General features: G+C 64.5%; 21 protein-coding genes. 14 read left to right on the forward strand and 7 right to left on the reverse strand.

The genetic code is table 11. The features are described 5' to 3' along the window. Window positions 1-131: 131 nt before the first annotated feature. Window positions 132-1772 (reverse strand): acyl-CoA synthetase, encoded by a 1641-nt coding sequence (locus ACFOLG_RS12670; protein WP_386092355.1) that lies wholly within the window; start codon window positions 1770-1772, stop codon window positions 132-134. Between the two features lie 364 nt (window positions 1773-2136). Between ACFOLG_RS12670 and ACFOLG_RS12675 the strand changes: the two genes are divergently transcribed. Continuing rightward, on the forward strand, window positions 2137-4191 hold the full coding sequence (locus ACFOLG_RS12675) for a PAS-domain containing protein (RefSeq protein WP_386092357.1): 2055 nt from the start codon (window positions 2137-2139) through the stop codon (window positions 4189-4191). Then, a complete protein-coding gene (locus tag ACFOLG_RS12680; protein WP_386092359.1) occupies window positions 4173-4910 on the forward strand; it encodes a response regulator transcription factor in 738 nt (245 codons plus the stop codon). Before ACFOLG_RS12675 ends, ACFOLG_RS12680 begins: the two co-directional genes overlap by 19 nt. A gap of 187 nt (window positions 4911-5097) precedes the next feature. On the opposite strand, the gene ACFOLG_RS12685 is transcribed toward ACFOLG_RS12680, so the two are convergent. The 3 genes from ACFOLG_RS12685 to ACFOLG_RS12695 form a co-directional block, all read right to left on the reverse strand. Beyond that, window positions 5098-6147: an oxidoreductase gene (locus tag ACFOLG_RS12685; protein WP_386092362.1), complete on the reverse strand. Its 1050-nt coding sequence runs from the start codon at window positions 6145-6147 to the stop codon at window positions 5098-5100. Window positions 6148-6337: 190 nt separating this feature from the next. After that, window positions 6338-7342, reverse strand: coding sequence for a response regulator (locus tag ACFOLG_RS12690; RefSeq protein ID WP_386092364.1), 1005 nt, complete (start codon window positions 7340-7342; stop codon window positions 6338-6340). A 69-nt stretch (window positions 7343-7411) separates the two neighbouring features. Further along, on the reverse strand, window positions 7412-8641 hold the full coding sequence (locus tag ACFOLG_RS12695) for an NnrS family protein (protein ID WP_386092366.1): 1230 nt from the start codon (window positions 8639-8641) through the stop codon (window positions 7412-7414). A gap of 102 nt (window positions 8642-8743) precedes the next feature. Between ACFOLG_RS12695 and ACFOLG_RS12700 the strand changes: the two genes are divergently transcribed. The 12 genes from ACFOLG_RS12700 to ACFOLG_RS12755 all read left to right on the forward strand — a co-directional run bounded on the left by ACFOLG_RS12700 (window position 8744) and on the right by ACFOLG_RS12755 (window position 21441). Beyond that, a complete protein-coding gene (locus ACFOLG_RS12700; protein ID WP_386092368.1) occupies window positions 8744-9424 on the forward strand; it encodes a Crp/Fnr family transcriptional regulator in 681 nt (226 codons plus the stop codon). Between the two features lie 186 nt (window positions 9425-9610). Then, window positions 9611-10831 (forward strand): aspartate aminotransferase family protein, encoded by a 1221-nt coding sequence (locus ACFOLG_RS12705; protein ID WP_386092371.1) that lies wholly within the window; start codon window positions 9611-9613, stop codon window positions 10829-10831. A 118-nt stretch (window positions 10832-10949) separates the two neighbouring features. Beyond that, on the forward strand, window positions 10950-11987 hold the full coding sequence (locus ACFOLG_RS12710; RefSeq protein WP_386092373.1) for an arginine N-succinyltransferase: 1038 nt from the start codon (window positions 10950-10952) through the stop codon (window positions 11985-11987). Continuing rightward, the gene (astA, locus tag ACFOLG_RS12715) at window positions 11984-13015 is read left to right on the forward strand and encodes an arginine N-succinyltransferase (protein ID WP_386092376.1); all 1032 of its coding nucleotides are present in this window, start codon (window positions 11984-11986) and stop codon (window positions 13013-13015) included. The genes ACFOLG_RS12710 and astA overlap by 4 nt, the downstream gene beginning before the upstream one ends. Then, entirely contained in the window at window positions 13012-14472 is a 1461-nt protein-coding gene (gene astD / locus ACFOLG_RS12720) for a succinylglutamate-semialdehyde dehydrogenase (RefSeq protein ID WP_386092379.1), read from the forward strand. The genes astA and astD overlap by 4 nt, the downstream gene beginning before the upstream one ends. Further along, complete coding sequence (gene astB / locus ACFOLG_RS12725) at window positions 14469-15818, forward strand: N-succinylarginine dihydrolase (RefSeq protein WP_386092382.1); 1350 nt, start codon at window positions 14469-14471, stop codon at window positions 15816-15818. The genes astD and astB overlap by 4 nt, the downstream gene beginning before the upstream one ends. Before the next feature lie 495 nt (window positions 15819-16313). Next, window positions 16314-17243 carry a branched-chain amino acid ABC transporter permease gene (locus ACFOLG_RS12730; RefSeq protein ID WP_386092385.1) on the forward strand — a complete coding sequence of 310 codons (930 nt, stop codon included), beginning with the start codon at window positions 16314-16316 and terminating at the stop codon, window positions 17241-17243. 21 nt (window positions 17244-17264) lie between these two features. Continuing rightward, a complete protein-coding gene (locus ACFOLG_RS12735; protein WP_386092388.1) occupies window positions 17265-18323 on the forward strand; it encodes an ABC transporter permease subunit in 1059 nt (352 codons plus the stop codon). A 3-nt stretch (window positions 18324-18326) separates the two neighbouring features. Then, a complete protein-coding gene (locus tag ACFOLG_RS12740) occupies window positions 18327-19097 on the forward strand; it encodes an ABC transporter ATP-binding protein (protein WP_386092391.1) in 771 nt (256 codons plus the stop codon). Then, window positions 19094-19804, forward strand: coding sequence for an ABC transporter ATP-binding protein (locus ACFOLG_RS12745; RefSeq protein ID WP_386092393.1), 711 nt, complete (start codon window positions 19094-19096; stop codon window positions 19802-19804). The genes ACFOLG_RS12740 and ACFOLG_RS12745 overlap by 4 nt, the downstream gene beginning before the upstream one ends. 108 nt (window positions 19805-19912) lie before the next feature. After that, window positions 19913-20683 carry a YdcF family protein gene (locus tag ACFOLG_RS12750; RefSeq protein WP_386092396.1) on the forward strand — a complete coding sequence of 257 codons (771 nt, stop codon included), beginning with the start codon at window positions 19913-19915 and terminating at the stop codon, window positions 20681-20683. Between the two features lie 5 nt (window positions 20684-20688). Continuing rightward, window positions 20689-21441, forward strand: coding sequence for a competence/damage-inducible protein A (locus ACFOLG_RS12755; RefSeq protein WP_386092399.1), 753 nt, complete (start codon window positions 20689-20691; stop codon window positions 21439-21441). Window positions 21442-21669: 228 nt separating this feature from the next. Here ACFOLG_RS12755 and ACFOLG_RS12760 read toward each other — a convergent pair whose 3' ends face one another. The 3 genes from ACFOLG_RS12760 to ACFOLG_RS12770 all read right to left on the reverse strand — a co-directional run bounded on the left by ACFOLG_RS12760 (window position 21670) and on the right by ACFOLG_RS12770 (window position 24664). Beyond that, window positions 21670-23397: a DEAD/DEAH box helicase gene (locus ACFOLG_RS12760; protein WP_386092402.1), complete on the reverse strand. Its 1728-nt coding sequence runs from the start codon at window positions 23395-23397 to the stop codon at window positions 21670-21672. A 299-nt stretch (window positions 23398-23696) separates the two neighbouring features. Then, window positions 23697-24089, reverse strand: a complete 393-nt coding sequence (locus tag ACFOLG_RS12765) for a VOC family protein (RefSeq protein WP_386092405.1) — start codon at window positions 24087-24089, stop codon at window positions 23697-23699. A gap of 125 nt (window positions 24090-24214) precedes the next feature. Continuing rightward, window positions 24215-24664 (reverse strand): DMT family transporter, encoded by a 450-nt coding sequence (locus ACFOLG_RS12770; protein WP_386092408.1) that lies wholly within the window; start codon window positions 24662-24664, stop codon window positions 24215-24217. Between the last annotated feature and the right edge of the window lie 138 nt (window positions 24665-24802).

Here is a 24802-nt window from a genome sequence, read left to right on the forward strand (position 1 = left end):
GCGGGGCAGAGCGGGGAATGATGTGGCAGCCGGGCCGGCGCCACAGATTGCTGCCCCGTCACCGCCGGGTCATCGCCAACACCCCTGTTGAGATGCGACGACTCCGGTGCAGCGGAGCAAACTCGGGCTTGCTACTCGATGGCAGACGCGGCGTTGGTCTGCTGGCGCAGCAGGAATTTCTGGATCTTGCCGGTGGATGTCTTGGGAATCGCCCCGAACACGATGCGCTTGGGCACCTTGAAGCGCGCCAGATGGGCGCGGCAGTGCTCGATCACCGCCGCCTCGTCACCAGCCACGCCTTCCTTCAGCTCGATGAAGGCACACGGCACCTCGCCCCATTTCGGATCCGGCAGCGCTACCACCGCGGCGGTGATCACGCCGGGGAAGCGGCACAGCACGTCTTCCACCTCCAGCGAGGAGATGTTCTCGCCGCCGGAGATGATGATGTCCTTGGAGCGGTCCTTGATCTTCACGTAGCCGTCGGGCTGGATCACCGCCAGGTCGCCGGTGTGGAACCAGCCGCCGGCCAGCGATTCGCGGGTGGCGGCCGGGTTCTTCAGATAGCCCTTCATCACCAGATTGCCGCGGAACATGATCTCGCCCATGGTTTCGCCGTCGTGCGGCACCTCGTTCATGGTGACCGGATCCATCACCGTCATGCCTTGCTGCATGGTGTAGCGCACGCCCTGGCGGCCGTTGCGCTCGGTGCGGCCGCCAATGTCCATGTCAGCCCATTCGTCCTGCTTGGCGCATACCGCCGCCGGGCCGTAGGTTTCGGTCAGGCCGTAGACGTGGGTGATGTTGAAGCCCAGCTTTTCCATGCCCTCGATCACTGCCGACGGCGGCGCGGCGCCGGCCACCAGGCAGTTCACCTGGTGTTCGATACCCTGTTTGCAGTCGTCCGGCGCGTTGATCAGCATGTTGTGCACGATGGGCGCGCCGCAGTAGTGGCTTACCTGGTGCTGCTTGATCAGCTCGAAGATCAGCCGCGGGTCGACGCGGCGCAGGCAGACATTGGTGCCGACGTTGGCCGCCATGGTCCACGGGAAGCACCAGCCGTTGCAGTGGAACATCGGCAGCGTCCACAGATAGGTGGCGTGGCGCGGCATGCCCCATTCCATGATGTTGCACACTGCGTTCAGGTAGGCGCCGCGGTGGTGGTAGACCACGCCCTTGGGGTTGCCGGTGGTGCCGGAGGTGTAGTTGAGGGCGATGGCGTCCCATTCGTCGGCCGGCAGCTGCCAGTCGTAGCCGGGGTCGCCGCCGGCGATGAAGGCTTCGTATTCGATGCTGCCCAGTCGCTCGCCGGGGCCGGCGTATTCCGGGTCATCCACGTCGATCACCAGCGGCGGGGTGTCCAGCATGGCCAGCGCCGGGGCGATGGTGAAGGAGAACTCGCGGTCGGTGATCAGCACTTTTGCCTCGCCGTGGCGCAGCATGAAGGCGATGGCTTCCGGGTCCAGCCGGGTGTTGAGGGTGTTGAGCACCGCGCCGCTCATCGGCACGCCGAAGTGGCAGTCGAACATCGCCGGGATGTTGGGCAGCATCACCGCCACGGTGTCGCCGCGGGCGATGCCGGCCTTCACCAGCGCGGAAGCCAGCCGGCGGCTGCGGGTATAGGCTTCGGCCCAGTTGTAGCGGATGGCGCCGTGGATTACTGCCGGGCGGGTGGGGTAGACGTTGGCCGCACGCTCGATGAAGCTCAGTGGCGACAGTGCCACGTGGTTGGCCGCGGTTTGCGGCAGGTCTTGCTGGTATGCCTGCAGGGACATGCTGTGCTTCTCCTCTGGTCTGGGCATCTCGAAAAACTCCCGCTTTCGTCGCGATATTGCGTTGCTCACGAAAAATTTCTCCTGACATATCAAACATATGCTGCGTCGAAATTTTTCGCTCTCGCCTTGTCTCGCCGCCTTGTCTCGATTGGAAATCCGGGTTTTCCGAGGCACCCGTCTGTCGCCGCGCCGCGCCTTGCAGGCCTGGCGGTCGTCATGTTGTGCGCTGTTATGGGGTCGATGATTGCCGGCCAACCTTGCACAACTATGTGGCAAATGTAACGAATGATTGCAGTGCCCCCTGGCCGGGCGGGCTTGGCCTAGAATCAAAACTTTCGAATTGTTACCAAGGACGCTGCCAGCCATGCCGCAAGCGATTGTTGTCGCAGCCGATGCCGAAACTGATACCTGTCTGGCACAGCGTGGCGCCATGCTGCTGGCCGGGCTGGATCTGCTGAATCAGGGCGTGACGGTGTTCGACGCCGACCTCAGGCTGGTGGCCTGCAACCAGCGCTTCCTGCAACTGCTGGACTTCCCGGCCGCGCTGGGGCAGGTGGGCACGCCGTTCGAGGCATTCATTCGTTATAACGCGGAACGCGGCGAATACGGCCCGGGCGATGCGCAGCAGCAGGTAGCCGAGCGGGTGGCGCTGGCGCGACGCTTCGAGCCGCACGACACCGAGCGCATGCGCCCGGATGGCTCGGTGCTGCGGGTGCGCGGCGAGCCGCTGCCGGGCGGCGGCTTCATCTCGCTGTACACCGACAAGACTGAGCAGCAGGCTTACGAGCGCCTGCTGCAGCAGCAGAAGCAGGATCTGGAATGGCATGTGGGCGCACGCACCGCCGAGCTGGAGGCCGCCAACCGCCAGCTGCGCGAGGCCGATGCGGCCAACGCCCAGATCACCGCCGCGCTGCGCCGCAGCGAGGAGCGGCTGCGGCTGATCACCGACACCATTCCGGCGCTGATCGCCTACTTCGACAAGGATCACATCTACCGCTACGCCAACCGCGGCTACGCCGACTGGTTCGGCCGCCGCAACGAGCACATCGTCGGCCGCCACATCGAGGCGGCGCTGGGCAGCAAGTTCTACGCCGCGGTGGTGGGCTATGTGAACGAGGCGCTGTCCGGCAAGCAGATCACTTACGAATACTCGATGGACAAGGACGACGGCAGCACCATCTTTGCGCGCAGCACGCTGGTGCCGGAGATCGCGGCGGATGGCCAGGTGCTGGGCTGCTTCGTGCTGTCCTTTGACATCACCGAGCAGACGCAGACCCAGGCGGCGCTGGTGCAGGCGCAGAAGATGGAGGCGGTGGGCCAGCTGTCCGGCGGCATGGCGCACGACTTCAACAATATGCTCACCGTGGTGATAGGCAACCTGGCCGAGCTGCAAAGCCGCCACCAGCACGATGCCGCGGTGCGAGACTACCTCGACCCGGCACTGCAGGCCGCCGAGCGCGGCGTGGCGCTGGTGCACCGGCTGCTGACCTTTGCCCGCCAGCAGCCGCTGGCGCCGCGCGCGGTGAACATCGCCAGCCTGTTCCAGGACATGCTGCAGCTGATCCGCCGCTCGCTGCCGGAAAACATCGCGGTGAGCACGCAGCTGCCGGTGGAGGCGCTGCACGCGCTGGCCGACCCGCACCAGCTGGAAAGCGCCATCCTCAACCTGGTGCTCAACGCGCGCGACGCCATGGGCGAGGGCGGCCAGCTGACCTTGGCCGCAAGCCGCATCACGCTGACCGAGCGCGACAGCGAACTGCACCTGCAGCCCGGCAACTACGTGCGGCTGGAAGTGCGTGACAGCGGCAGCGGCATGAGCCAGGAAGTGCAGCTGCGGGTGTTCGAACCGTTCTTCACCACCAAGCGCTTCGGCTCCGGCAGCGGCCTGGGGCTGGCCATGGTGTACGGCTTTGCCCGCCAGTCCGGCGGCGCGGTGCAGGTGGCCAGCGCGCCGGGGCAGGGCACGGTGTTCAGCCTCTACCTGCCGCTGACGCAGCCGGAGGCGGCGCTTACCGGGCGGCTCAACTTCAGCGGCAAGGCCGGCGGGCGCGAGCGGCCGCTGGTGTTGCTGGTGGAAGACGACCCGGACGTGCGCCGCGTGGTGCGGCTGCAGCTCACCGGGCTGGGCTTCCCGGTGCTGGAAGCGGAAAGCGGCGACGAGGCGGCGGTGATGGTGGCCAGCATCGACGACATCGGCCTGCTGCTCACCGACATCGTGATGCCCGGCCAGCTGGACGGCCGCGCCCTGGCGCAGCGTGCGCGCCAGCTGCGGCCGAAGATGCGCATCGTGCTGATGAGCGGTTACGACGAGGCCGGCCGCGGCGCTGCGGCCAACTTCCCCAAGCTGGAAAAACCCTTTACCCCGGCCCAACTGGCCGCTTTGCTCGACGAGGTGATGCTGTGTCCGCCCCAACCCTGAACCCGGCCACCGACGCCGACAAGCTGATCTACCTGGTGGAAGACGATCTGGCGGTGGCACGGCTGATCGGCAACGTGCTGCGCGACTATCACTTTCGCTGCGAGGTATTCCATAGTGGCAGCGAACTGCAGCGCCGGCTGCGGCAGCAGCTGCCGGACCTGGTGATCCTTGACCTGGGGCTGCCGGACATGGACGGCATGAGCTTGGTGAGCGAAATCCGCGCCCACGGCCGCTGCGGCGTGGTGATCCTCACCGGCCGCGGCCATGTCGGCGACCGGGTGATGGGGCTGGAAAGCGGCGCCGACGACTACATCATGAAGCCGTTCGAGCCGCGCGAGCTGGTGGCACGGGTACGCAGCGTGCTGCGCCGCTGCGATGACGGCCTGCAGGCACCGGCCAGTGGCGGCGGGCGGGTGGCCAGCTTTGCCGGCTGGCGCTACGAGGTGGACAGCCTCACGCTCACCGCGCCGGACGGTGGCGAGAAGGCGCTCAGCGCCGGTGAGGGCCAGATGCTGCAGCGCTTCCTGGAACGCCCCAACCGCGTACTGCCGCGCGAGCAGCTGCTGGGGCAGGACGATATGTCGCCGTACGACCGCAGCATCGACGTGCGCATCTCGCGGCTGCGGCGCAAGCTGGAGGACGACTCCTACAGCCCGCGCATGATCAAGACGGTGTACGGCGCCGGCTATCTGTTCCTGGCGGCAGTGAGCTGGGAGTAGTGAGCCAAGCCGGCATGGCCAGACAGGTATGGGCCAACGGTGCGCGTCGGCTGCCTCCCGGCTGCTGTCGTTTCCGCGGCGGCGGTTAGGCAAGCCGGCTGGCGATGGCCTACATCACGGCGATCCCTGAAGGTTGGCCGCATGGCCGGCTGCCGGCACGCCCATGCCCGTGCGGCCAACGGGCCGCTTAATAGCCGGGGCTGACCGCCAGTTCCTGGCCGCTGCGGGCGCTGGCCACGCCCAGCTCGATCAGGCGCATCACCTCCGCCGCCTGTTCGCCGGTGACCGGGTTGGCCGCACCGTCCAGAATGGCGGCGGCCACGCCATCGTAAAACTGGCGGTAGTCGCCGGCGACGGTCGGGTATACCGTGCCGTGTTCGTCGCCATCCTGCTGCCAGTAGTGCATGCCGTGCAGCGGGTCTTCCCCCCAGTTGCTGCTGCCGGGCAGTTCACCGCGCTTGAGCGTGGCTTCTTGCTGATCCAGCCCGTATTTCACGTAGCTGCCGGCGGTGCCATGTACCGCGAAGCGTGGCGAGCCGCCGCTGATCAGGCAGCTGCCGGACAGCCGCACGCGCAGGCGTGGGTAGCGCAGCTGCACGTGGAAGTAATCGGTGGTGACCGCGCCCTGGCGCTGCGCCGCCAGGTCGGCGTGAATGGCGCGCGGGGTGCCGAACAGTTGCAGCGCCTGGTCCAGCAGGTGCGGGCCGAGGTCGTACCACAGCCCGCCGCCGGCCACGTCGGATTCGCGCCAGCGCACCTGCACCTGCGGGCGGTAGCGCTCGAAGCGCGATTCGAACAGAGTGATGTCGCCCAGCGTGCCGGCGCTCAGCAGCTGCTGCACGGTGAGGAAGTCGGCGTCCCAGCGGCGGTTGTGGAACACCGACAGCAGGCGCTGGTGGCGGCGCGCCTGCACGATCAGCTGTTGCGCCTCGTCCAGCGTCACCGTGAACGGTTTGTCCACCACCACGTGCTTGCCGGCCGTCAGCGCGCAGTCGGCGTGAATGAAATGGCTGTCGTTGGGGCTGGCGATCACCACCAGGTCCACCTGCGGGTCGGCCAGCGCCTGCAGGGTGTCGCTGGCGATGTGCACCCCGGGGTGTTCTGCCTGTACCAGCTCGCTCTTGCTGCTGACGATGGTGTGCAGTTTCAGGCGCGGGCTGGCCTGGATCAGCGGGGCGTGGATGGTGCGTCCGGCATAGCCGTAGCCCACCAGGGCGACATTCAGCGGGGCAGACATGACAGGTCTCGCAAGCAAAAGGAAGCAACTTTTACCCTAGCCCAAAGTGGCTGGCAAGGCAGGGTTTGCTGTAGTTGCGACACTACGTGAAAACGGCTGCCAGCCAATGCCGGCAAGGCTTTGCGACAAGCGGGTATAAATGGCTGCGGCCAGGCTGTAACAGCCTGGCCGCGTTCGCTTGCTCCGGGGTTCAGCCCTGCTGCAGTGCCACCAGTTGCTGGTCGAACAGGCGGGCCAGCTGCTGCTGCTGTTGCGGGTTCAGGCCGAGGCTGGCGCTGCTGGCGGGCAGTTCGCGGCGCAGGGTCAGCACGGCGGCGTTCAGGCTGTCCAGCCGCTGTTGCAGGCTGTCCAGCCGCTGTTGCAGGCTGCCAATTTCGCGGTGCAGTTCGTCCTGTGCCTGTGCGCGGCTGGCGGCGACTTCGGCCAGGATGGCTAGGTGGTCGCGCAGGCGGCCGCAGCGGACTTCGTCTTCCAGCGGCATGTCGCGCACGATCAGGCAGCAGTGCGGGTAGTTGAACGAGGTGTTGCTGCCGCTGGAGTAGATGTGCGACAGGGTGCGGGCGTTGGCGATGATGCTGGCTTCCAGCTCGCTGGGCTGGCCGTCGCTGGAGTGCAGCGTCTCGCCGCGGCTGCCGTACACCTGCACGCAGCCGTGCAGGCCTAAGGCTTCCAGCGTGCTGCAGATGGCGGCGCCGATGTCGTGGTAGTTGGCCAGCCGCGACACGTTGCGGATGAACTCGATCAGCACGCCCATTTCCGACATGGCGCTCATCGCGGTCATGGCGGCGGAGAACGCGTGTTGGCCGCTTTGCTGCAGTTCGCGCTTCTCGGCGTGGCTGCGCAGCGCCAGCGCCACTTTCAGCAGCATCTCGCGGCCGTCTATCGGCTTGCACAGGAAATCGTTGCCGCCGGCATCGTAGCCTTGCAGCCGGTCTTCCAGCTTGCCGTGCGAGGACACGAACAGGATGGGCAGCTCGTGGCCGGCGGCGCGCAGCTGACGGCACACGGTGTAGCCGTCCATGTCCGGCATTTCCACGTCCAGCAGGATGGCGTCCGGCAACTGCTGCGCCACGCTGGCCAGCGCCGCCTGCCCGTTGGCCGCAAACCGCAGGCTGTACTGGCCGTCGAACAGGCTGCGATAAAGGGCACATTGGCTCTGGCTGTCTTCCACGATCAGCAAGCTGGCCTCGGACATGGTGTTCTCCTGATGGTTTGCGGCTAGTCGGCAACTTTACTGCATCTGTTCCTCAGCGTAGATGTTATTTCAATGGTCGGTCGGCGGAGATTTATGCGCTGCGGGTGATTGGCCGGTTTTGCCGTCTACCCGCTGGCGCAACAGCCACGGTGCGCCCAGCTGCAGCCAGCCGGTCAGCAGCAGCGCCAGCAGGATGCCGGCGCCGGCCAGCAGCAGGTTGGCCGCACTGGTGGCGATGTCGGCGCTCACCCGCAGCAGCGCCACGCCATGCAGCAGCAGGTACAGCCGCCACAGTGCCGGCGAGGCCTGCAGCGGCCGCCCGGAGTGCCCGAGCATGACGCGCGAGGCGAAGCCCACCAGCATGGTGATGAAGAAGCCGATGGTGATGGCATGCAGCCCGGCCAGTGGCGACAGCCAGCCCAGCCCGGCCAGCGCCTGCAGCAGGAAGGCCGGCGCCAGCCAGGCAAAGGCCAGGTGCAGCATGGCCAGCAGCGGCACGCTCAGGCTGTGGCGCAGCTGCCAGCGCCAGCTGGTGTAGCCGAACAGCGCGGCCAGCAGCAGATCCAGCGGCCACTGCGGCAGCAGCGCGATGCCCAGCGCGCCGTGCAGCACGCTGCCTGCCAGCCACAGCTGCAGCAGCCAGTACGGCCGCCACGGGGTATAGGGCTTGAGCACCGTGCTGCTGAAAAACGGCAGCATGCGATGCGCCACGCTCAGGAACACCGGCAGCAGGAAACCGTACAGCGCGATATGCCGTGTCCACCACCAGCCATTGGCAAACAGCCCGGCCAGCCACAGCAGCGCGCACAGCAGCCCGGCGGCGGCCAGCGCAAAGCCGGCCACCACCCAGCGGGCGTGTTGTTTGTCGGCCACCGTGCTGCGGCGGATCATGCCGCCCAGTGTGAACACCAGGCCGGCGAATGCGGCCAACTGTGCGGCGGTGCCGGCCAGCAGCCAGGCCTTGCCCAGCCACAAGCCGGCCAGCCAGCACAGCACCCCGGCCAGCAACAGCAGCGGCATGGTCACGAAAGTGCGCGCCGCGGGATTGCCGATATTCAGCCAGCGCGGCACCGCGGTATAGCAAAAGCCGCACATGAAGAACGGGAAGATGCCGTACAGCATCAGCAGGCCGTGCGCCTGCGACACCGCGATGCTGGTGGCGATGCTGCCGCCGGCCAGGCGCATCGCCAGCTCCGCGGCCCAGGCCAGGGTCAGCAGCGCGGCGGCGGCGATGCCGGGGACGAAGCCGGCGCGATGCGGCGCGCGGGCAATTAGCTCTAATGGTGTATGGTGGCTCATGACGGTAACTGTTATTAACAGCGGGAAATCTTAATAGGGCCAGTGTCGGTTGCCGTGACGCTGGCGAGAATGATAGTCGTCAAGAAATCAGGAGCACCCACCATGCAAGCATCCGCCAGCCGTTTCCTGCAGCACCTGCCGCTGTTTGCCAGCTGCTCGCCCGAGCACCTGCAGCAGATCGCCAATGTCACCACCGAGCATCGTTACGAGAAGGGAGCGGTGCTGTTCCAGCGCGGCGATGCCTGCGACGGCATGCACGTGCTGGTGTACGGCAAGGTCAAGCTCAGCGTGTCCTCGCGCAGCGGCAGCGAAAAGGTGGTGGAGATCATCTACCCAGGGCAGAGCTTCGGCGAGGCCATCATGTTCATGACCGGCAGCTACCCGGTGATGGCGCAGACACTGGAGGACGCGCTGGTGCTGTTCGTGCCGGCGGCGCCGCTGCTGGCGCTGCTGGATAGCGACCCGCAACTAGCGCGGCGCATGCTGGCGGGGCTGTCGATGCGCCTGCACGGCTTGCTGCAGGATGTCGCCAGCTACAGCCTGCAGGGGGCGGTGGCGCGGGTGGTGAGCTATCTGCTGCAGGCGCTGGGCGAGGGCGAGCATGCCGGGGCGGTGACGCTGCCGGTGAACAAGCAGGTGATGGCGTCGCGGCTGAACCTGACACCGGAAACATTCTCGCGGGTGCTGCAAAAACTGTCGGAGCAGGCGCAGATTGTGGTCGAGGGGCGGGAAATTCATATCCCGGATGCGAATAAGCTGCAGCAACTCATTGAAGTGGCTTGATTTTTTGTTTTTGGTTCACTCTTGTACATCTCTTGAAAAAGTGTAAGGCCATGTCGCATAGCGGATATGGTCTGGCCGAAAGATTCGATTAGAATCGATGCAAGCCTAAGGGACAGGCCCGCCGCACCCCACGACGGCGGGTCGCCAACACAAGAACTCAAGACGAATTGCAGGAAGGAACCATCAATGAGCAAGCAAGTCAGCCGCGCAACTTTCGACCAGGTCATGGTCCCCAACTACTCCCCGGCCGGTTTCATTCCGGTAAAGGGTGAGGGTTCCCGCGTTTGGGATCAGGATGGCCGCGAGTTCATCGACTTTGCCGGTGGTATCGCGGTGAACTCCCTGGGTCATTGCCACCCGGAACTGGTGGCCACGCTGACCGAGCAGGCGCACAAGCTGTGGCACCTGTCCAACGTGTTCACCAACGAGCCGGCGCTGGAACTGGCGTCGCTGCTGGTGGAAAAAACCTTTGCCGATCGCGTGTTCTTCTGCAACTCCGGTGCCGAGGCCAACGAAGCCGCCTTCAAGCTGGCGCGCAAGTACGCGGCCGATCACTTCGGCGCCGACAAGTACGAAATCATTTCCTGCAAGAACTCCTTCCACGGCCGTACCGTGTTCACCGTCAACGTTGGCGGCCAACCGAAGTACGCCGAAGGTTTTGGCCCCAATCCGGCCGGCATCACCCACATCGAATACAACAGCATCGACGCGCTGAAGGCGGCGATTTCCGACAAGACCTGCGCGGTGGTGATCGAGCCGGTGCAGGGCGAGGGCGGCGTGCTGCCGGCCAGCAAGGAGTACCTGCAGGCCGCACGCGAACTGTGTGACCAGCACAATGCGCTGCTGGTGTTCGACGAAGTGCAGACCGGTGTTGGCCGTTGCGGCACCCTGTACGCCTATCAGGCGTATGGCGTGACCCCGGACATCCTGTCCTCCGCCAAGGGCCTGGGCGGCGGCATCCCGATCGGCGCCATGCTGACTACCGACAAGGTGGCTCCGAGTCTGGCAGTGGGCACTCACGGCACCACCTACGGCGGCAACCCGCTGGCTACCGCGGTGGCGAAGAAGGTGGTGGAGATCGTATCGCGTCCGGACGTGCTGGCCGGCGTGGCCGCCAAGCACCAGCGTTTCGTTGACGGCCTGAACGCCATCAACGCCAAGTACAACGTGTTCAAGGAAATCCGCGGCATGGGCCTGCTGATCGGCGCCGTGGTGACCGAGGAGTTCGCCGGCCGCGCCCGCGACTTCCTGAAGGCCGCCGAAGCCCAGCAGCTGATGGTGCTGGTAGCCGGCCTGTCCGTGGTGCGCTTCGCGCCGTCGCTGGTAGTGGACGACCAAGACATCGACGCCGGTCTGGCCCGCTTCGACGCCGCTGTTGCTGCCGTGGTGGCAGCCAGCCGCGCCTGATTCCGTTTCCGGAAGCCACTAGTCCAATACCATTCCAAGGGAACCCAGCTGCCGCGACGGCAGCTGGGCGGGCGCCGCTGCGCCTGATTCCCGGGTTATTACGAGAGAGAGGCATGTCATGCTGACAGTGCGCCCAGTCCGTATTTCCGACCTGCCGGTCATCGAGAAGATGGCGGTAGACAGCGGGATCGGCGTTACCAGTTTGCCGAACAATCGCGAAAAGCTGTACGAGAAGATCCAGTCCTCGCTCGGCGCCTTCGAGCACGAGGCCATCGCCGGCACCGGCCGCGAATACTATATGTTCGTGCTGGAAGACGGCGGCGAAGTGGTGGGCACCGCCTCGATCAGCGCCTCCGCCGGCTTCGAAGAGCCGTTCTACAGCTACCGCAGCGAGACCATGGTGCATGCCTCGCGGGCGCTGAAGGTCAACAACCGCATTCACGTGCTGACCATGTGCCACGACCTGACCGGCCTGGTGCAGCTGTGCGGCTATTTCTGCGCCCCCAAACAGCAGATGCGTGCCTACGAGCTGCTGTCGCGTGCCCGTCTGATGTATATCTCCGCCGCGCGCGAGCGCTTTGGCCGCCGCATCCTGGTGGAGATGCAGGGCATTCTGGACCAGAACGACCAGTCGCCGTTCTGGGATGCCATCGGCCGCCGCTTCTTCAATATGGACTTTCCGCAGGTGGAGCAGGCCTTCGCCCAGCGCAGCAAGACCTTCATCGCCGAGCTGATGCCGACCTACCCGATCTATGTGCCGCTGCTGCCGGATGCGGCGCAGAACGCGGTGGGCCAGATCCATCCGGACTTCGAGCGCCCGTTCGACATCCTCACCCGCGAAGGCTTCGAGGCCGACGACTACATCGACATCTTCGATGGCGGCGCGGTGTTGACCGCCGAGGTGGACCAGCTGTTCAGCCTGCGCGAGCAGCGTAAGCATCGCGTGGAAGTGGCGCCGCTGCTGCCGGAAGGCGAGGAGGAGATGCTGATCTCCAACCATCGCAGCAGCGAATTTGCCGTCATCCAGGCCCGTGCGGCACTGGTGGACGATGTGTTGTTCATTACGCCAGACACCGCCCGCGTGCTGGCGCTGGTCAGCGGCCAGTACGCCTGTGTCGTGCCGCTGCTGCCGGAAGCTGGGAGGAACGCAGCATGATGGTCATTCGCCCGATCCGCGCCAGTGATCTGGACGGTCTGATGGAATTGGCGCGCAGCGCCGGTGTGGGGCTGACCTCGCTGCCGGTGAACGCCGAAAGGTTGGCCGCACGCATCGCGCGCTCGGAGAAAACCTTTGCCGGTGCCGCCGAACTGGCCGACTGCGGCTACGTGTTCGTGCTGGAAGACAGCGAGAGCGGTCGCGTTGGCGGTATCTGCGCACTGGAGGCCGCCGTCGGCCTGAAGGAACCCTGGTACAACTACCGCGTCGGCACCATCGTGCACGCCTCGGAAGAGCTGGGCGTGTACACCCGCCACGAAACACTGTTCCTGTCCAACGACCACACCGGCTACAGCGAGCTGTGCACGCTGTTCCTGCACCCGGACTTCCGCGTCAACCGCAACGGCGGCCTGCTGTCCAAGAGCCGCTTCCTGTTCCTGGCGCAGTTCCCCGAGCTGTTCGGCAAGGTGGTGGTGGCGGAGATGCGCGGCGTGTCCGACCAGGACGGCAAGTCGCCGCTGTGGGAGGCGTTGGGCCGCCACTTCTTCTCCATCGACTTCGCCGAGGCCGACTACCTGACCGGCGTTGGGCAGAAGGCGTTCGTGGCCGAGCTGATGCCGAAATTCCCGGTGTACATCGACTTCCTGCCGCAAGAGGCGCAGGCGGTGATCGGCCAGACCCACGACAACACCCGCCCGGCGGTGGCCATGCTGTACGGCGAAGGCTTCCGCTACGAAGGCTACGTCGACATCTTCGACGGCGGCCCCACGGTGCAGGCTTACACCAAAGACATTCGCGCGGTGCGCGACAGCCGCCTGCTGCCGGTCAATATCGTGGCCGCAGTAGCCGAGGGTGATTTCCAGCTGCTGTCCAATACCAGCCGCGAAAACTTCCGCGTGATCATGGCGGCGCAGCCGGTGGGCAGCGACAGCATCGACATTACCGCCGAGCAGGCAGCGGCACTGAATATCAAGCAGGGTGACATGCTGCGCGTGGTCGCGCTGTCGCCGAAGGAGGCTGCACAGTGAGTACCCAATTCATCAATGGTCTGTGGCTGGCCGGTAGTGGCGAAGCCATCAGCAAGTACAACCCGGCCAGCGGCGAGCTGATCTGGCAGGGCAATGCCGCCGGCAGCGAGCAGGTGGATGCCGCCGTCAACGCCGCGCGCGGCGCGTTCAAGTCCTGGGCACGCCTGGGAGTGGATGAGCGCATCGCCATCATCCGCCGCTTCGGCGAACTGCTGGCGGCCAACAAGGCACGCCTGGCCGAGATCATCGCCCAGGAAACCGGCAAGCCGATGTGGGAAGCGCAGACCGAAGTCACCACCATGGTGAACAAGGTGGACATCTCGGTGAAGTCCTACCAGGAACGCACCGGCGAGCGCAGCGCGCCGATGGGCGATGCCCAGGCGGTGCTGCGCCACAAGCCGCACGGCGTGGTGGCCGTGTTCGGCCCGTACAACTTCCCCGGCCATCTGCCCAACGGCCACATCGTGCCGGCGCTGATCGCCGGTAATACCGTGATCTTCAAGCCGTCTGAACTGACACCGTGGACGGCGCAGGAAACCGCGCGGCTGTGGGACGAGGCCGGCCTGCCGGCGGGCGTGCTCAACCTGACCCAGGGCGCCAAGGATACCGGCATCGCGCTGGCCGGCCATGCCGGCCTGGACGGCCTGTTCTTCACCGGTAGCTCCGGCACCGGCAACCTGCTGCACAAGAATTTTGCCGGCCACCCGGACAAGATCCTGGCGCTGGAAATGGGCGGCAACAACCCGCTGATCGTCGGCAAGGTGGCCGACGTGGATGCCGCCGTGCACCACGTGATCCAGTCCGCCTTCGTCTCCGCTGGCCAGCGCTGTACCTGCGCCCGTCGCCTGCTGGTGCCGGCCGGGCAGTGGGGTGATGCCTTCGTGGCGCGCCTGGTGCAGGTTGCGGCCAACCTTAAGGTGGGGCGCTACAACGAAGAGCCGCAGCCGTTCATGGGTTCGGTGATTTCCAACGCTGCCGCCGAGGCGCTGCTGCAGGCACAGGCCGCGCTGCTGGCCAGCGGCGGCAAGCTGCTGCTGGAGATGAAACGCCTGACCGACAGCGGCGCGATCCTGTCGCCGGGCATCATCGACACCACCAACGCGCAGCGTCCGGACGACGAGTTCTTCGGCCCGCTGCTGCAGGTGATCCGCTACAGCACCTTTGACGAGGCCATCGCCATCGCCAACGACACCCGCTTTGGCCTGGCCGGCGGCGTGCTGTCGGACGAGCGCGCCGAATACGAACACTACCTGCTGGAAAGCCGTGCCGGCGTGGTGAACTGGAACAAGCCGCTGACCGGCGCTTCCAGCGCCGCCCCGTTCGGCGGCATCGGTGCCTCGGGCAACCATCGCCCCAGCGCCTACTACGCGGCCGATTACTGCGCCTGGCCGGTGGCATCGCTGGAATGCGACAGCCTGACCGTTCCGACTCAACTTTCTCCGGGGATCGCACTGTGAGCAACGCATTTGAAGTGAACTTCGACGGCCTGGTCGGCCCGACGCACAACTACAGCGGCCTGTCCTACGGCAACGTGGCCTCCACTGGTAATCAGAACGCGGTGTCCAACCCGCGGCTGGCCGCCAAGCAGGGCCTGGCCAAGATGAAGGCGCTGCACGACATGGGCTTCAAGCAGGGCGTACTGGCCCCGCACGAGCGTCCGGACGTGGCCAGCCTGCGCCGCCTGGGCTTCGGCGGCACCGACGCGCAAGTAGTCGAGCGCGCCGCCAAGGAAGCGCCGGCCATCCTGGCGGCGGCATCGTCCGCGTCCTGCATGTGGACTGCCAACGCCGCCACCGTCAGCCCGTCCGGCGATACTGCCGATGGTCGCGTGCATTTCACACCGGCTAACCTGAACAACAAGTTCCATCGCTCCATCGAGCACCCGACCACCCGTCGCATCCTGCAGGCGATGTTCGCCAACGAGTCGCACTTCGCGGTGCACGAGGCGTTGCCGGCGCAGATGCACTTCGGTGACGAAGGTGCGGCCAACCATACCCGCTTCTGCCACGAGTACGATGGCGCCGGCGTGGAGTTCTTCGTGTTCGGCGCCGCGGCCTTCGACAGCCGCTACCCGGCGCCGGCGCGCTTCCCGGCACGCCAGACGCTGGAAGCCTGCCAGGCGATCGCCCGCCTGCATGGTCTGAAGGAAGAGGGCGTGGTGTATGCGCAGCAGGACCCGGCCACCATCGATGCCGGCGTGTTCCACAACGACGTGATCTCGGTGGGCAATGCCAACGTGCTGTTCCATCACGAGAAGTCGTTCCTGCACCAAGCCGAGGTGCTGGCCGAGCTGGACCGCAAGTTGGCCGCAGCCGGTGGCAAGTTCATCGCCATCGAGGTGCCGCAGGCCGAGGTGAGCGTGGAAGAGGCGGTGAAGAGCTACCTGTTCAACAGCCAGCTGCTATCCAAGCCGCACGGCAAGATGATCATCGTGGTGCCGGAAGAGTGCCGCAATATCGAACGGGTGTGGACTTACCTGCAGAAGCTGGTGAACAGCGGCGGCCCGATCGACGAAGTGCGCGTCTATGACCTGAAGCAGAGCATGCAGAACGGCGGTGGCCCGGCCTGCCTGCGCCTGCGCGTGGCGCTGTCGGAGCGCGAGATTGCCGCGGTGAATCCGAATGTAATGATGAATGAGACACTGTTTGGCACGCTTAATGCTTGGGTAGACAAGCATTATCGTGATCGCATTGCCCCGGCCGACCTGGGCGACCCGCAGCTGCTGCTGGAGTGTCGTACCGCGCTGGACGAGCTGACCGGCATTCTGCGCCTGGGTTCGGTATATCCGTTCCAGTTGCTGTAAGCAGCCACAGCCAGACCGGACAAAAACAGCCGCACGATCATCGTGCGGCTGTTTTTTTGCGTTCGCAAACGAATACGATAGATTGTATCCAGTTTTGGTGCGAGCGTTTGCCCGCTATTGGTGCGAAAACGATCAGCATGGTTTTCGTTAACGAAACTATATGATTTCAGAATGAAAAAATACGAAAATTTTTAAATGCCGGCAGCAGGGAAAAGAACGCTGAAAATACCGCTTAGTTGCACTGCAACATAGCGGTGAAGTGTTTTTGTTTTGCCAAAAAACTCAATGAAATCAAATATTTACATGGTGTGGAAATTTTGTCAGAAAACGACCTGTTTTGGCTGTTTTAAGATTGACAGTCGATTGGATACGCCTACATAATCCGCTCGGCTTGTAGGGCTGGTTGACAGTCGGCGCTACACGGCTGGTAAGGCGGCAACGGGAGTAATCCCTTCAAAAAAGCCGTCGGGAAGTTCATCCAAAGGAGATCCCACCGTGGACATTTTTGTACAACAGATCCTGAATGGTCTGGTGCTGGGCAGTATTTATGCCCTGATCGCACTCGGCTATACCATGGTGTACGGGATCATGGGCCTCATCAACTTCGCTCACGGCGAAGTAGTGATGTTTGGCGCCATGGTTACCATCACCGTCATTTCCGCCATGACCAATGCCGGCGTACACCTTCCGGGTGGCGCAATGGTATTGATCGCGCTGATGGTGGCCATCCCGGCATGTATGCTGCTGGGCTTCACCATTGAACGCGTGGCTTACCGCCCGCTGCGCAATGCGCCCAAGCTGGCGCCGCTGATTACCGCGATCGGCCTGTCCATCGTGCTGCAGCAGGCTGCCATCATGATCTGGGGCCGTAACTACATTCCGTTCCCGCCTATCCTCAGCCACGACACCATCGACATCTTTGGCGCCACCATCACCCAGCTGCAAGTGGTGATCGTTGTACTGTGCCTGGTGCTGATGGCAGGTCTCTTGCTGGTGGTCGAAAAGACCAAACTCGGCCGCGCCATGCGCGCCACCAGCCAGAACCCGGGCGTTGCCGGTCTGATGGGCGTGAACGTCAACACTATCGTGTCCGCTACCTTCGTGATGGGTTCCGGTCTGGGTGCCATCGCCGGTGTGATGGTTGCCACCAACTATGACCAGGCTCACTACTACATGGGCTTCATGATCGGTCTGAAGGCGTTTACCGCCGCGGTACTGGGTGGTATCGGCAACCTGGGTGGCGCCGTAGCCGGCGGTATCCTGCTGGGCATCATCGAGAGCCTGGGCGCCGGTTACATCGGCGACCTCACCGGTGGCTTCCTGGGTTCCAACTACCAGGACATCTTCGCCTTTGCCGTGCTGATCGTGGTGCTGATCTTCCGTCCGTCCGGTCTGCTGGGCGAAAAGATTGCCGATCGCGCATAAGTCCAGGTAGGAGCACATCTAATGACAAGCAACAAGAAACTCGGCACCTTCCTGGCTTCGGCCATCGTGCTGGCGGTGCTGCCCTTCGTGGTCAGCGGCACGCTCGGCAACGCCTGGGTGCGTACCATCGACTTTGCGCTGCTGTATGTAATGCTGGCGCTGGGTCTGAACATCGTGGTGGGCTTTGCCGGCCTGCTGGACTTGGGCTTCATCGCCTTCTACGCCGTGGGTGCCTACACCTTCGCGCTGCTGGGTTCGCCGCACTTCGGTATCCACCTGCCGTTCTATATCACCATCCCGCTGGGGGCAGCTTGCGCCGCCTTCTTCGGTATCCTGCTGGGTACCCCGGTACTGAAGCTGAAGGGTGACTACCTGGCCATCGTGACCCTGGGTTTCGGTGAGATCGTGCGTATCTTCATGAACAACCTGAACGCACCGATCAACATCACCAACGGCCCGCAGGGTATCAACCTGGTGGACCCGATCCAGTTCGCCGGCTTCTCGCTGGGCAAGATTACCCAGGTCGGCGCCTTCACGCTGAACCCGGTACATCTGTACTACTACATGTTCCTGGCACTGACCGTGCTGGTGGTGATCATGGTTTCCCGCCTGCAGCACTCCCGTATCGGCCGTGCCTGGGTGGCGATGCGTGAAGACTACATCGCGGCCTCCGCCATGGGCCTGAACATCCGCAACATCAAACTGCTGGCTTTCGCACTGGGCGCACTGTCCGGTGGTGTGGCCGGTGGCCTGTTCGCGGCGTTCCAGGGCTTCATCTCGCCGGAATCCTTCAGCCTGCTGGAATCGATCATGATCCTGGCCATGGTGGTACTGGGCGGTATGGGCCACATCCCGGGCGTGATCCTGGGTGCCGTAGCGCTGACCATTGCGCCGGAAATCCTGCGTGACGTGATCGGCCCGCTGCAAATGCACACCTTCGGCAAGATGATCGTCGATCCTGAAAATGCTCGTATGCTGCTGTTCGGTCTGGCCATGGTTGTCATGATGCTGACCCGCCCAGAAGGCATGTGGCCGTCCAAGCGACGCCAGGCCGAGTTCGACGATGCCAAGAAAGGTTAAGCCATGGCTGAAGTTCTGCTGAAAATCGAAGGCATCCACAAACGCTTTGGCGGTCTGCATGCCCTCAACAATGTTGCCCTGCACATCAACAAGGGCGAGATCTACGGCCTGATCGGCCCCAACGGTGCCGGCAAGACCACCCTGTTCAACGTACTGACCGGCCTGTACACCCCGGACGAAGGCACTTTCAGCTTCGCCGGCCAGGACCTGTTCCGTGCCCCTCCGCACATCGTGGTGGCCGGTGGTATCGCCCGTACCTTCCAGAACATCCGTCTGTTCCATGAAATGACGGCGCTGGAAAACGTGATGGTTGGCCGCCACATCCGCTCCAAGGCCAACGCCCTGGGCGCGGTGCTGCGTACCAAGTCCGTGCGTCAGGAAGAAGCCGCCATCGAGGCCAAGGCCTGGGAGCTGCTGCGCTACGTGGGTATCGAGGACGTGGCGTACGAACGTGCCCGCAACCTGTCCTACGGTCACCAGCGTCGTCTGGAAATCGCCCGTGCGCTGGCTACCGAGCCGAAGCTGCTGGCACTGGACGAACCGGCCGCCGGTATGAACCCGAGCGAGACCGAAGGTCTGAAGGCGCTGATGGAAAAGATCCGCAACGACGGCGTGACCGTGCTGCTGATCGAACACGACGTAAAACTCATGATGGGCCTGTGCGACCGTATTGCCGTGCTGGATTACGGCAAGAAGATCGCAGAAGGCGTGCCGGAAGTGGTGCGCAAGGATCCTAAAGTTATCGAAGCCTACCTGGGAGCGGCACACTCATGAGTCTCTTGGAAGTCAAAAACCTGCAAGTCGCCTACGGCGGCATCCAGGCCGTGCGCGGCATTGATTTTCACATCAACAAGGGCGAGCTGGTGACCCTGATCGGTGCCAACGGCGCCGGCAAGACCACCACGCTGAAAACCCTGGTCGGCATGGTGAAGAAGTCCGGCGGCAGCATCAACTTCGACGGCAAGGACACCACCGCCATCGCGCCGTACAACTTCGTGCGCAACGGCTTGGTGATGGTGCCGGAAGGTCGCGGCATCTTCGGCAAGCTGACGGTAGAAGAAAACCTGCAAATGGGCGGCTTCCACCGCAACGACAAGGACGGCATCCAGCGCGACATCGAGCGTGGCTACGAGCTGTTCCCGCGTCTGAAAGAGCGTCAGAAGCAGCTGGCCGGCACCCTGTCCGGTGGTGAGCAGCAGATGGTGGCCATGGCACGCGCGATCGTGTCGCAGCCGAAACTGCTGTTGCTGGACGAACCGTCGATGGGCCTGGCGCCGCTGATCGTGGAAAAGATCTTCGAGATCATCCAGATGGTGGCCAAGGAAGGCGTGACCATGCTGCTGGTGGAACAGAACGCCAAGCTGGCGCTGGAAGTGTCGCAGCGCGGTTACGTGATGGAAAGCGGTCGCATCACCATGAGCGGCCCGGCACACGAGCTGCTGGCCGACGAACGCGTGCGTAACGCCTACCTCGGCGAATAAGCTGGTTGTGAGCAAGCCAAACGCCCCCGGTTTCCGGGGGCGTTTTTTATGTTGCGGCGCTGGCGACCGCTTATGTTGCGTCCTGGCTAGGGGAAAAGGGAAACGATAATGGCTGGCGTCGATCTGCAGGTGCTGCTGCACCAGTTGCTGGGAGCCGTGCTGCTGCCGCCGTTTGTGTATCTGCTGCCTATCGTGGCGGGGCTGCTGCTGTGGCGACGCCGTCCGCGCCTGGCGCGTGCCTTGTCGTGGGGCGGGGTGCTGCTGGCCTGGCTGCTGGCGCTGCCGGTGACGGCGATCACCCTCAATGGCTGGCTGGAGCGCTATCCGCCGGCCACGCTGCAGCAGGTGCGGCAGACACAGGCGATTGTGGTGCTGTCCGGCGGCAAGAAACCGGCGCCGGAGTATGCGGCCAACGTGCTGGCTGCCGATAGCGCCGCGCGGCTGCGTTATGGCGCCTGGCTGGTGCGCCGCAGCGGCCTGCCGTTGCTGTTGAGCGGTGGCGCGCCATTGGGCGGCGAGGCCGAGGCGCAGGTGATGGCGCACAGCCTGCGCGACGACTACGCGCTGTCGCCGCGTTGGCTGGAGGATAAGTCCAATACCACGCTGCAGAACGCTCAGTTCAGCGTGAAGCTGCTGCGCGAGGCTGGCATCAGCCGCATCACGCTGGTGACGCAGGCCTGGCATATGCGCCGTGCGCTGCCGTTTTTCCAGCAGCAGGGGCTGCAGGTGCTGCCGGCGCCCACCGGCTTTACCCGTTACGACGGCGCCGGCGTGCTGAACTGGATTCCGCAGGGCCGGGCGCTGCAGGAAAACCATCAGGCGCTGCGCGAGTTGCTGGGGGCGTTGTACTATGCCGTTCGTTCCTTATTGGCAGGATGAATAGTATGAAAACGGGTGCACTGATCATTGGCGACGAGCTGCTTTCCGGCAAGCGCCAGGACAAACACATGGCGGCGCTGATCCGCATCCTGGCTGCCCGCGGCATGAAACTGGCGTGGGCGGAGTATCTTGGCGACGATCCGCAGCGCATCGAGGCGGCGCTTGGGCGGGCGTTCGACAGCGGCGACCTGGTGTTCAGCTTCGGCGGCATTGGTGCCACCCCGGACGACCACACCCGCGGCTGTGCCGCGCGGGCGCTGGGCGAGCTGCTGACCGTGCACCCGCAGGCGAGGCAGCTGATCGAGGGGCGTTTTGGTGCCGATGCTTACCCGCACCGCATCAATATGGGGGCGTTTCCGGCCTCGGCCAGCATCATTCCCAACCCGGTAAACCAGATTCCGGGCTTCAGTTGCCGCGATGTGCACTTCGTGCCCGGTTTTCCCAGCATGGCATGGCCGATGGTGGAATGGGTGCTGGACACGCATTACCGCCAGCTGTTCAGTGATGCGCCGGACGTGGAGCAGGGCTGCATTGCGCTGGAAGCGCGCGAAGGCGATCTGATCAGCCTGATGCAGGAGTTTGTCGCCCGCTACCCGACGCTGCGCTTTTCCAGCCTGCCCAGCTTCGGCAGCGAGGCCATTCCGCAGCCGCACATCGAATTCAGCTTTAGTGGTCAGCCGGCGCTGGTGGCGATGGCGCTGGCGGAATGGCAGACGGCGCTGCAGGGCATGGGTTATCAGGTGCAGGCCAGGGGTTGAGATCCGCTAGCGCTTGTGTGCTGCTTGCTTGGCCTGTCGCCTCGTGCTGTGGTCGAGTCGAGTAGCCGGTGCGGTAGCGAGCGCTGCGCCGGCGGTAGGCCGGTTCTGATGCGACGGCAACTATTGTCGTGGGCGGTCAATGTGGCGGACTCATAAAAAAACCGGCCATCGTGTGATGGGCCGGTTTTTTCGCATCGCGGCCAAGGTTGGCCGCATGCTGCGTGTCGCTTAAGGCTTGCGCTTGGGGGCGTTGAACAGTGCCGCCTGCTGCTGGCGCGGCTTGCCGCCCTGGCCTTGGCCTTGACGCGGGCCGCCGTGGCCGCGGGATGCCGACGGTTGCTGCGCGGGGTTGCCGTTGTACTGGCGCGGCTGCTTGCCCGGGATCAGACCCTGGCTCAGCTCGTGCATGGTCAGGCTAGGCTGGCGCGGGCCATTGTCATAGAACACATTGCCGTTCGGCTCGTCCATGCCCGGTGCCACCTTGCGCTTGTCCTGGCGGCGCGCTTGGCCATTGTTCTGACCCTGGCCTTGGTTCTGCCCCTGGCGATCGCCGCGGGCCGGCTGTTGCTGGCGCGGGGCACCATCGCCCTGTTTCGGCGGGCGCTTGGCCTGCGGCTGGCGCGGCTTGTCGCGGCCGGCATCGGCAGCCGGTTTGTCGCCGGCGGGCTTGGCGCGTGCCGGCTGCGCTTGACGACGCTGCTGGCCGCCGCGGCCACGGCTGTCGCCCTTGGCACCTTTCGGCGCGGTGGTGGGCGTCAGCGCGCCGTGGATGTAGCGGCCGAGGCCGATTTCGATGGCTTGCGGCTCGGCATTCGGGTCGGCTTCGAAGCCCGGCAGGGCAAAGCGCTCGATGGATTGCTTGGTCAGCTTCTCGATGTCGCGCAGGAAGCCCAGTTCGTCGACGCAGACCAGCGAGATCGCCTCGCCGGTGCAGCCGGCGCGGCCGGTACGGCCGATGCGGTGCACGTAGTCTTCCGACACGTTGGGCAGCTCGTAGTTGACCACGTGTGGCAGCTCTTCGATATCCAGGCCGCGGGCGGCGATATCGGTGGCGACCAGTACCGGCAGGCTGCCGTCCTTGAAGCCGGCCAGTGCCTTGGTGCGGGCACCCTGGCTCTTGTTGCCGTGAATGGCCATCGCGGCGATGCCGGCTTTTTCCAGCTTTTCCGCCAGGCGGTTGGCGCCGTGCTTGGTACGGGTGAACACCAGCACCTGATGCCAGTCGCCGGCCTTGATCATTTCGATCAGCAGCTCGGTTTTGCGGTCGCGGTCGACCAGATGCACTTTCTGGTTGATCTGCGCATTGGTCTGGTTCGGGCGCGCCACTTCCACCAGCTTGGGCTGGTTCAGCAGCTTGTCGGCCAATTTCTTGATGTCATCGGAGAAGGTGGCCGAGAACAGCAGGTTCTGGCGCTGTGCCGGCAGCAGGGCCAGCACTTTCTTGATGTCGTGGATGAAGCCCATGTCCAGCATGCGGTCGGCTTCGTCCAATACCAGGATTTCCACGCCGGACAGATCCACGGTCTTCTGGCCGGCATGATCCAGCAGGCGGCCTGGGGTGGCTACCAGGATGTCCACCGGCTTCTTCAGTGCGGAAATCTGCGGGTTGATGCCGACGCCGCCGAACATCACCATGGATTTCAGCGGCAGATACTTGCCGTATTCGCGGACCGATTCTTCCACCTGGGCGGCCAGTTCGCGCGTCGGGGTCAGTACCAGGGCACGCGGGCGGCCCTTTTGCTTGGACGGCTGGTCCATCAGGCGGTTCAGCAGCGGCAGGGTGAAGCCTGCGGTCTTGCCGGTGCCGGTCTGGGCTGCGGCCAGCAGGTCGCCTCCTTGCAATACTTGTGGAATGGCCTGCGCCTGGATCGGGGTAGGCTGGGTGTAGCCGGTATCGGCTACGGCACGCAGAATGGGCTCAGCAAGGCCCAGTGCGGCAAAATTCGATTCTGACATGTAGTAGTTTGCAATCAGATGTCCGCCCATTGCGTAAGACAATACCAATCCGGGTAGACATTAGTTCTGTTTGTCGAGGTGGGCCCGGCAGGAAGCCAAGGGCCAAGAGGAGATCGCGCTGATTGGCAAGAGCGCGAACCGCTAGTGTACTCCGATTGCGCCGGCAGTGCTGTGAAAACTGCGTTGATTGTGGTGCTTTTGTTGATGCTTGCGATAGTGCTGCGCCGGAGTGAGTGGTGCTGGCGGGGGCGGGGCGCAAATGGCGCGGCCGGGCATCGCTGCCGGCGCTGGGCCGCCTGTCACGCGTCGGGGGGCCGGGCGTAGCTGACGGTGAGCATTTCCCAGGCATGGCCGTCGGGCTCGCTCCAGTACACCAGCCGGCCGCCGAAGGCGTGGCTTACCTGCATATCGTCGCCACCGTGCACGGCACTGCGGAACTTGATACCCGCTTGCCTGATCCGCGCCAGGATCTGGTCGAACTCCGCCTCGCTGACGCGGAAACAGTAGTGGTTGACTGGCAGTGGCGCCGTGTCGTCGATGAAGTCGAGCGTGAGGTGGTCGCTGACGTAAACCGGCGAAAACGGCCCCAGCCCCGACTCGGCCCAGGGCACGCCGAGCAGCGTACCGAGCAGCCTGGCTGCTGCCCGCTGATCGAGTGCCGGCACCATGAGGTGATCGAGTTCAATGCTCATGCTGGCGCTCCTGTGCGACGGACCAAGCATCGCCATGCTGGCGTAGCGGTCACGCTAATCGTTGCTGTAGCGGTAGATCGGCTGCAATGCGCGGTATTTCCGCTGTTCTAGCGACCGCAGCGTTGTTAGCCGCGGCGTACCGCCAGAAACACCCCCACGGCCATCAGCACGAGCCCGATGGCCCGTTGCGGGGTGATGGCATGCGTGGGAGCACCCAGTAGTCCGAACTGGTCTATCGCCGCCATGGAGACGAGCTGCCCCAGCAGCACAAAGGCGACGGCATTGCCGACGCCGAACTTCGGCGCCACCCAGGTGACGCTGAGCACGTAAAAGGCCACGAACAAGCCGCCCAGGTAGAAATAGAACGGCAGGGCAGTTTGGGGCAACGGTTTCAGGCCGCCCTCGACCGCGAACAGATAGGCCACGGCAACCAGCAGCGCTACCGCAAACAGCACGGTTGCGGCCAACCCGGTGCTGCCGTACCGGGCGCCCAGGGTGCCGCTCAACGCCGCCATGACCGGGATGCCGACCCCGGTTGCCATCATCAGACTGGAGAAGAAAAGCGGGTTTGCCATCTGACGATATCTCCCAGGCTAAATTGGGTGGGCCACGCTTGGCTTCGGCAGGCCTGCTGCTTGCGCCGACTATCCGGCACCGGGGCGAGGTGTGCCTGCCATCACTCGGGCCGTCGCTTGACGGTGATGCCTTGTTTT

Source organism: Vogesella facilis (assembly GCF_042648525.1).
GTDB classification, from domain to species: domain Bacteria; phylum Pseudomonadota; class Gammaproteobacteria; order Burkholderiales; family Chromobacteriaceae; genus Vogesella; species Vogesella facilis.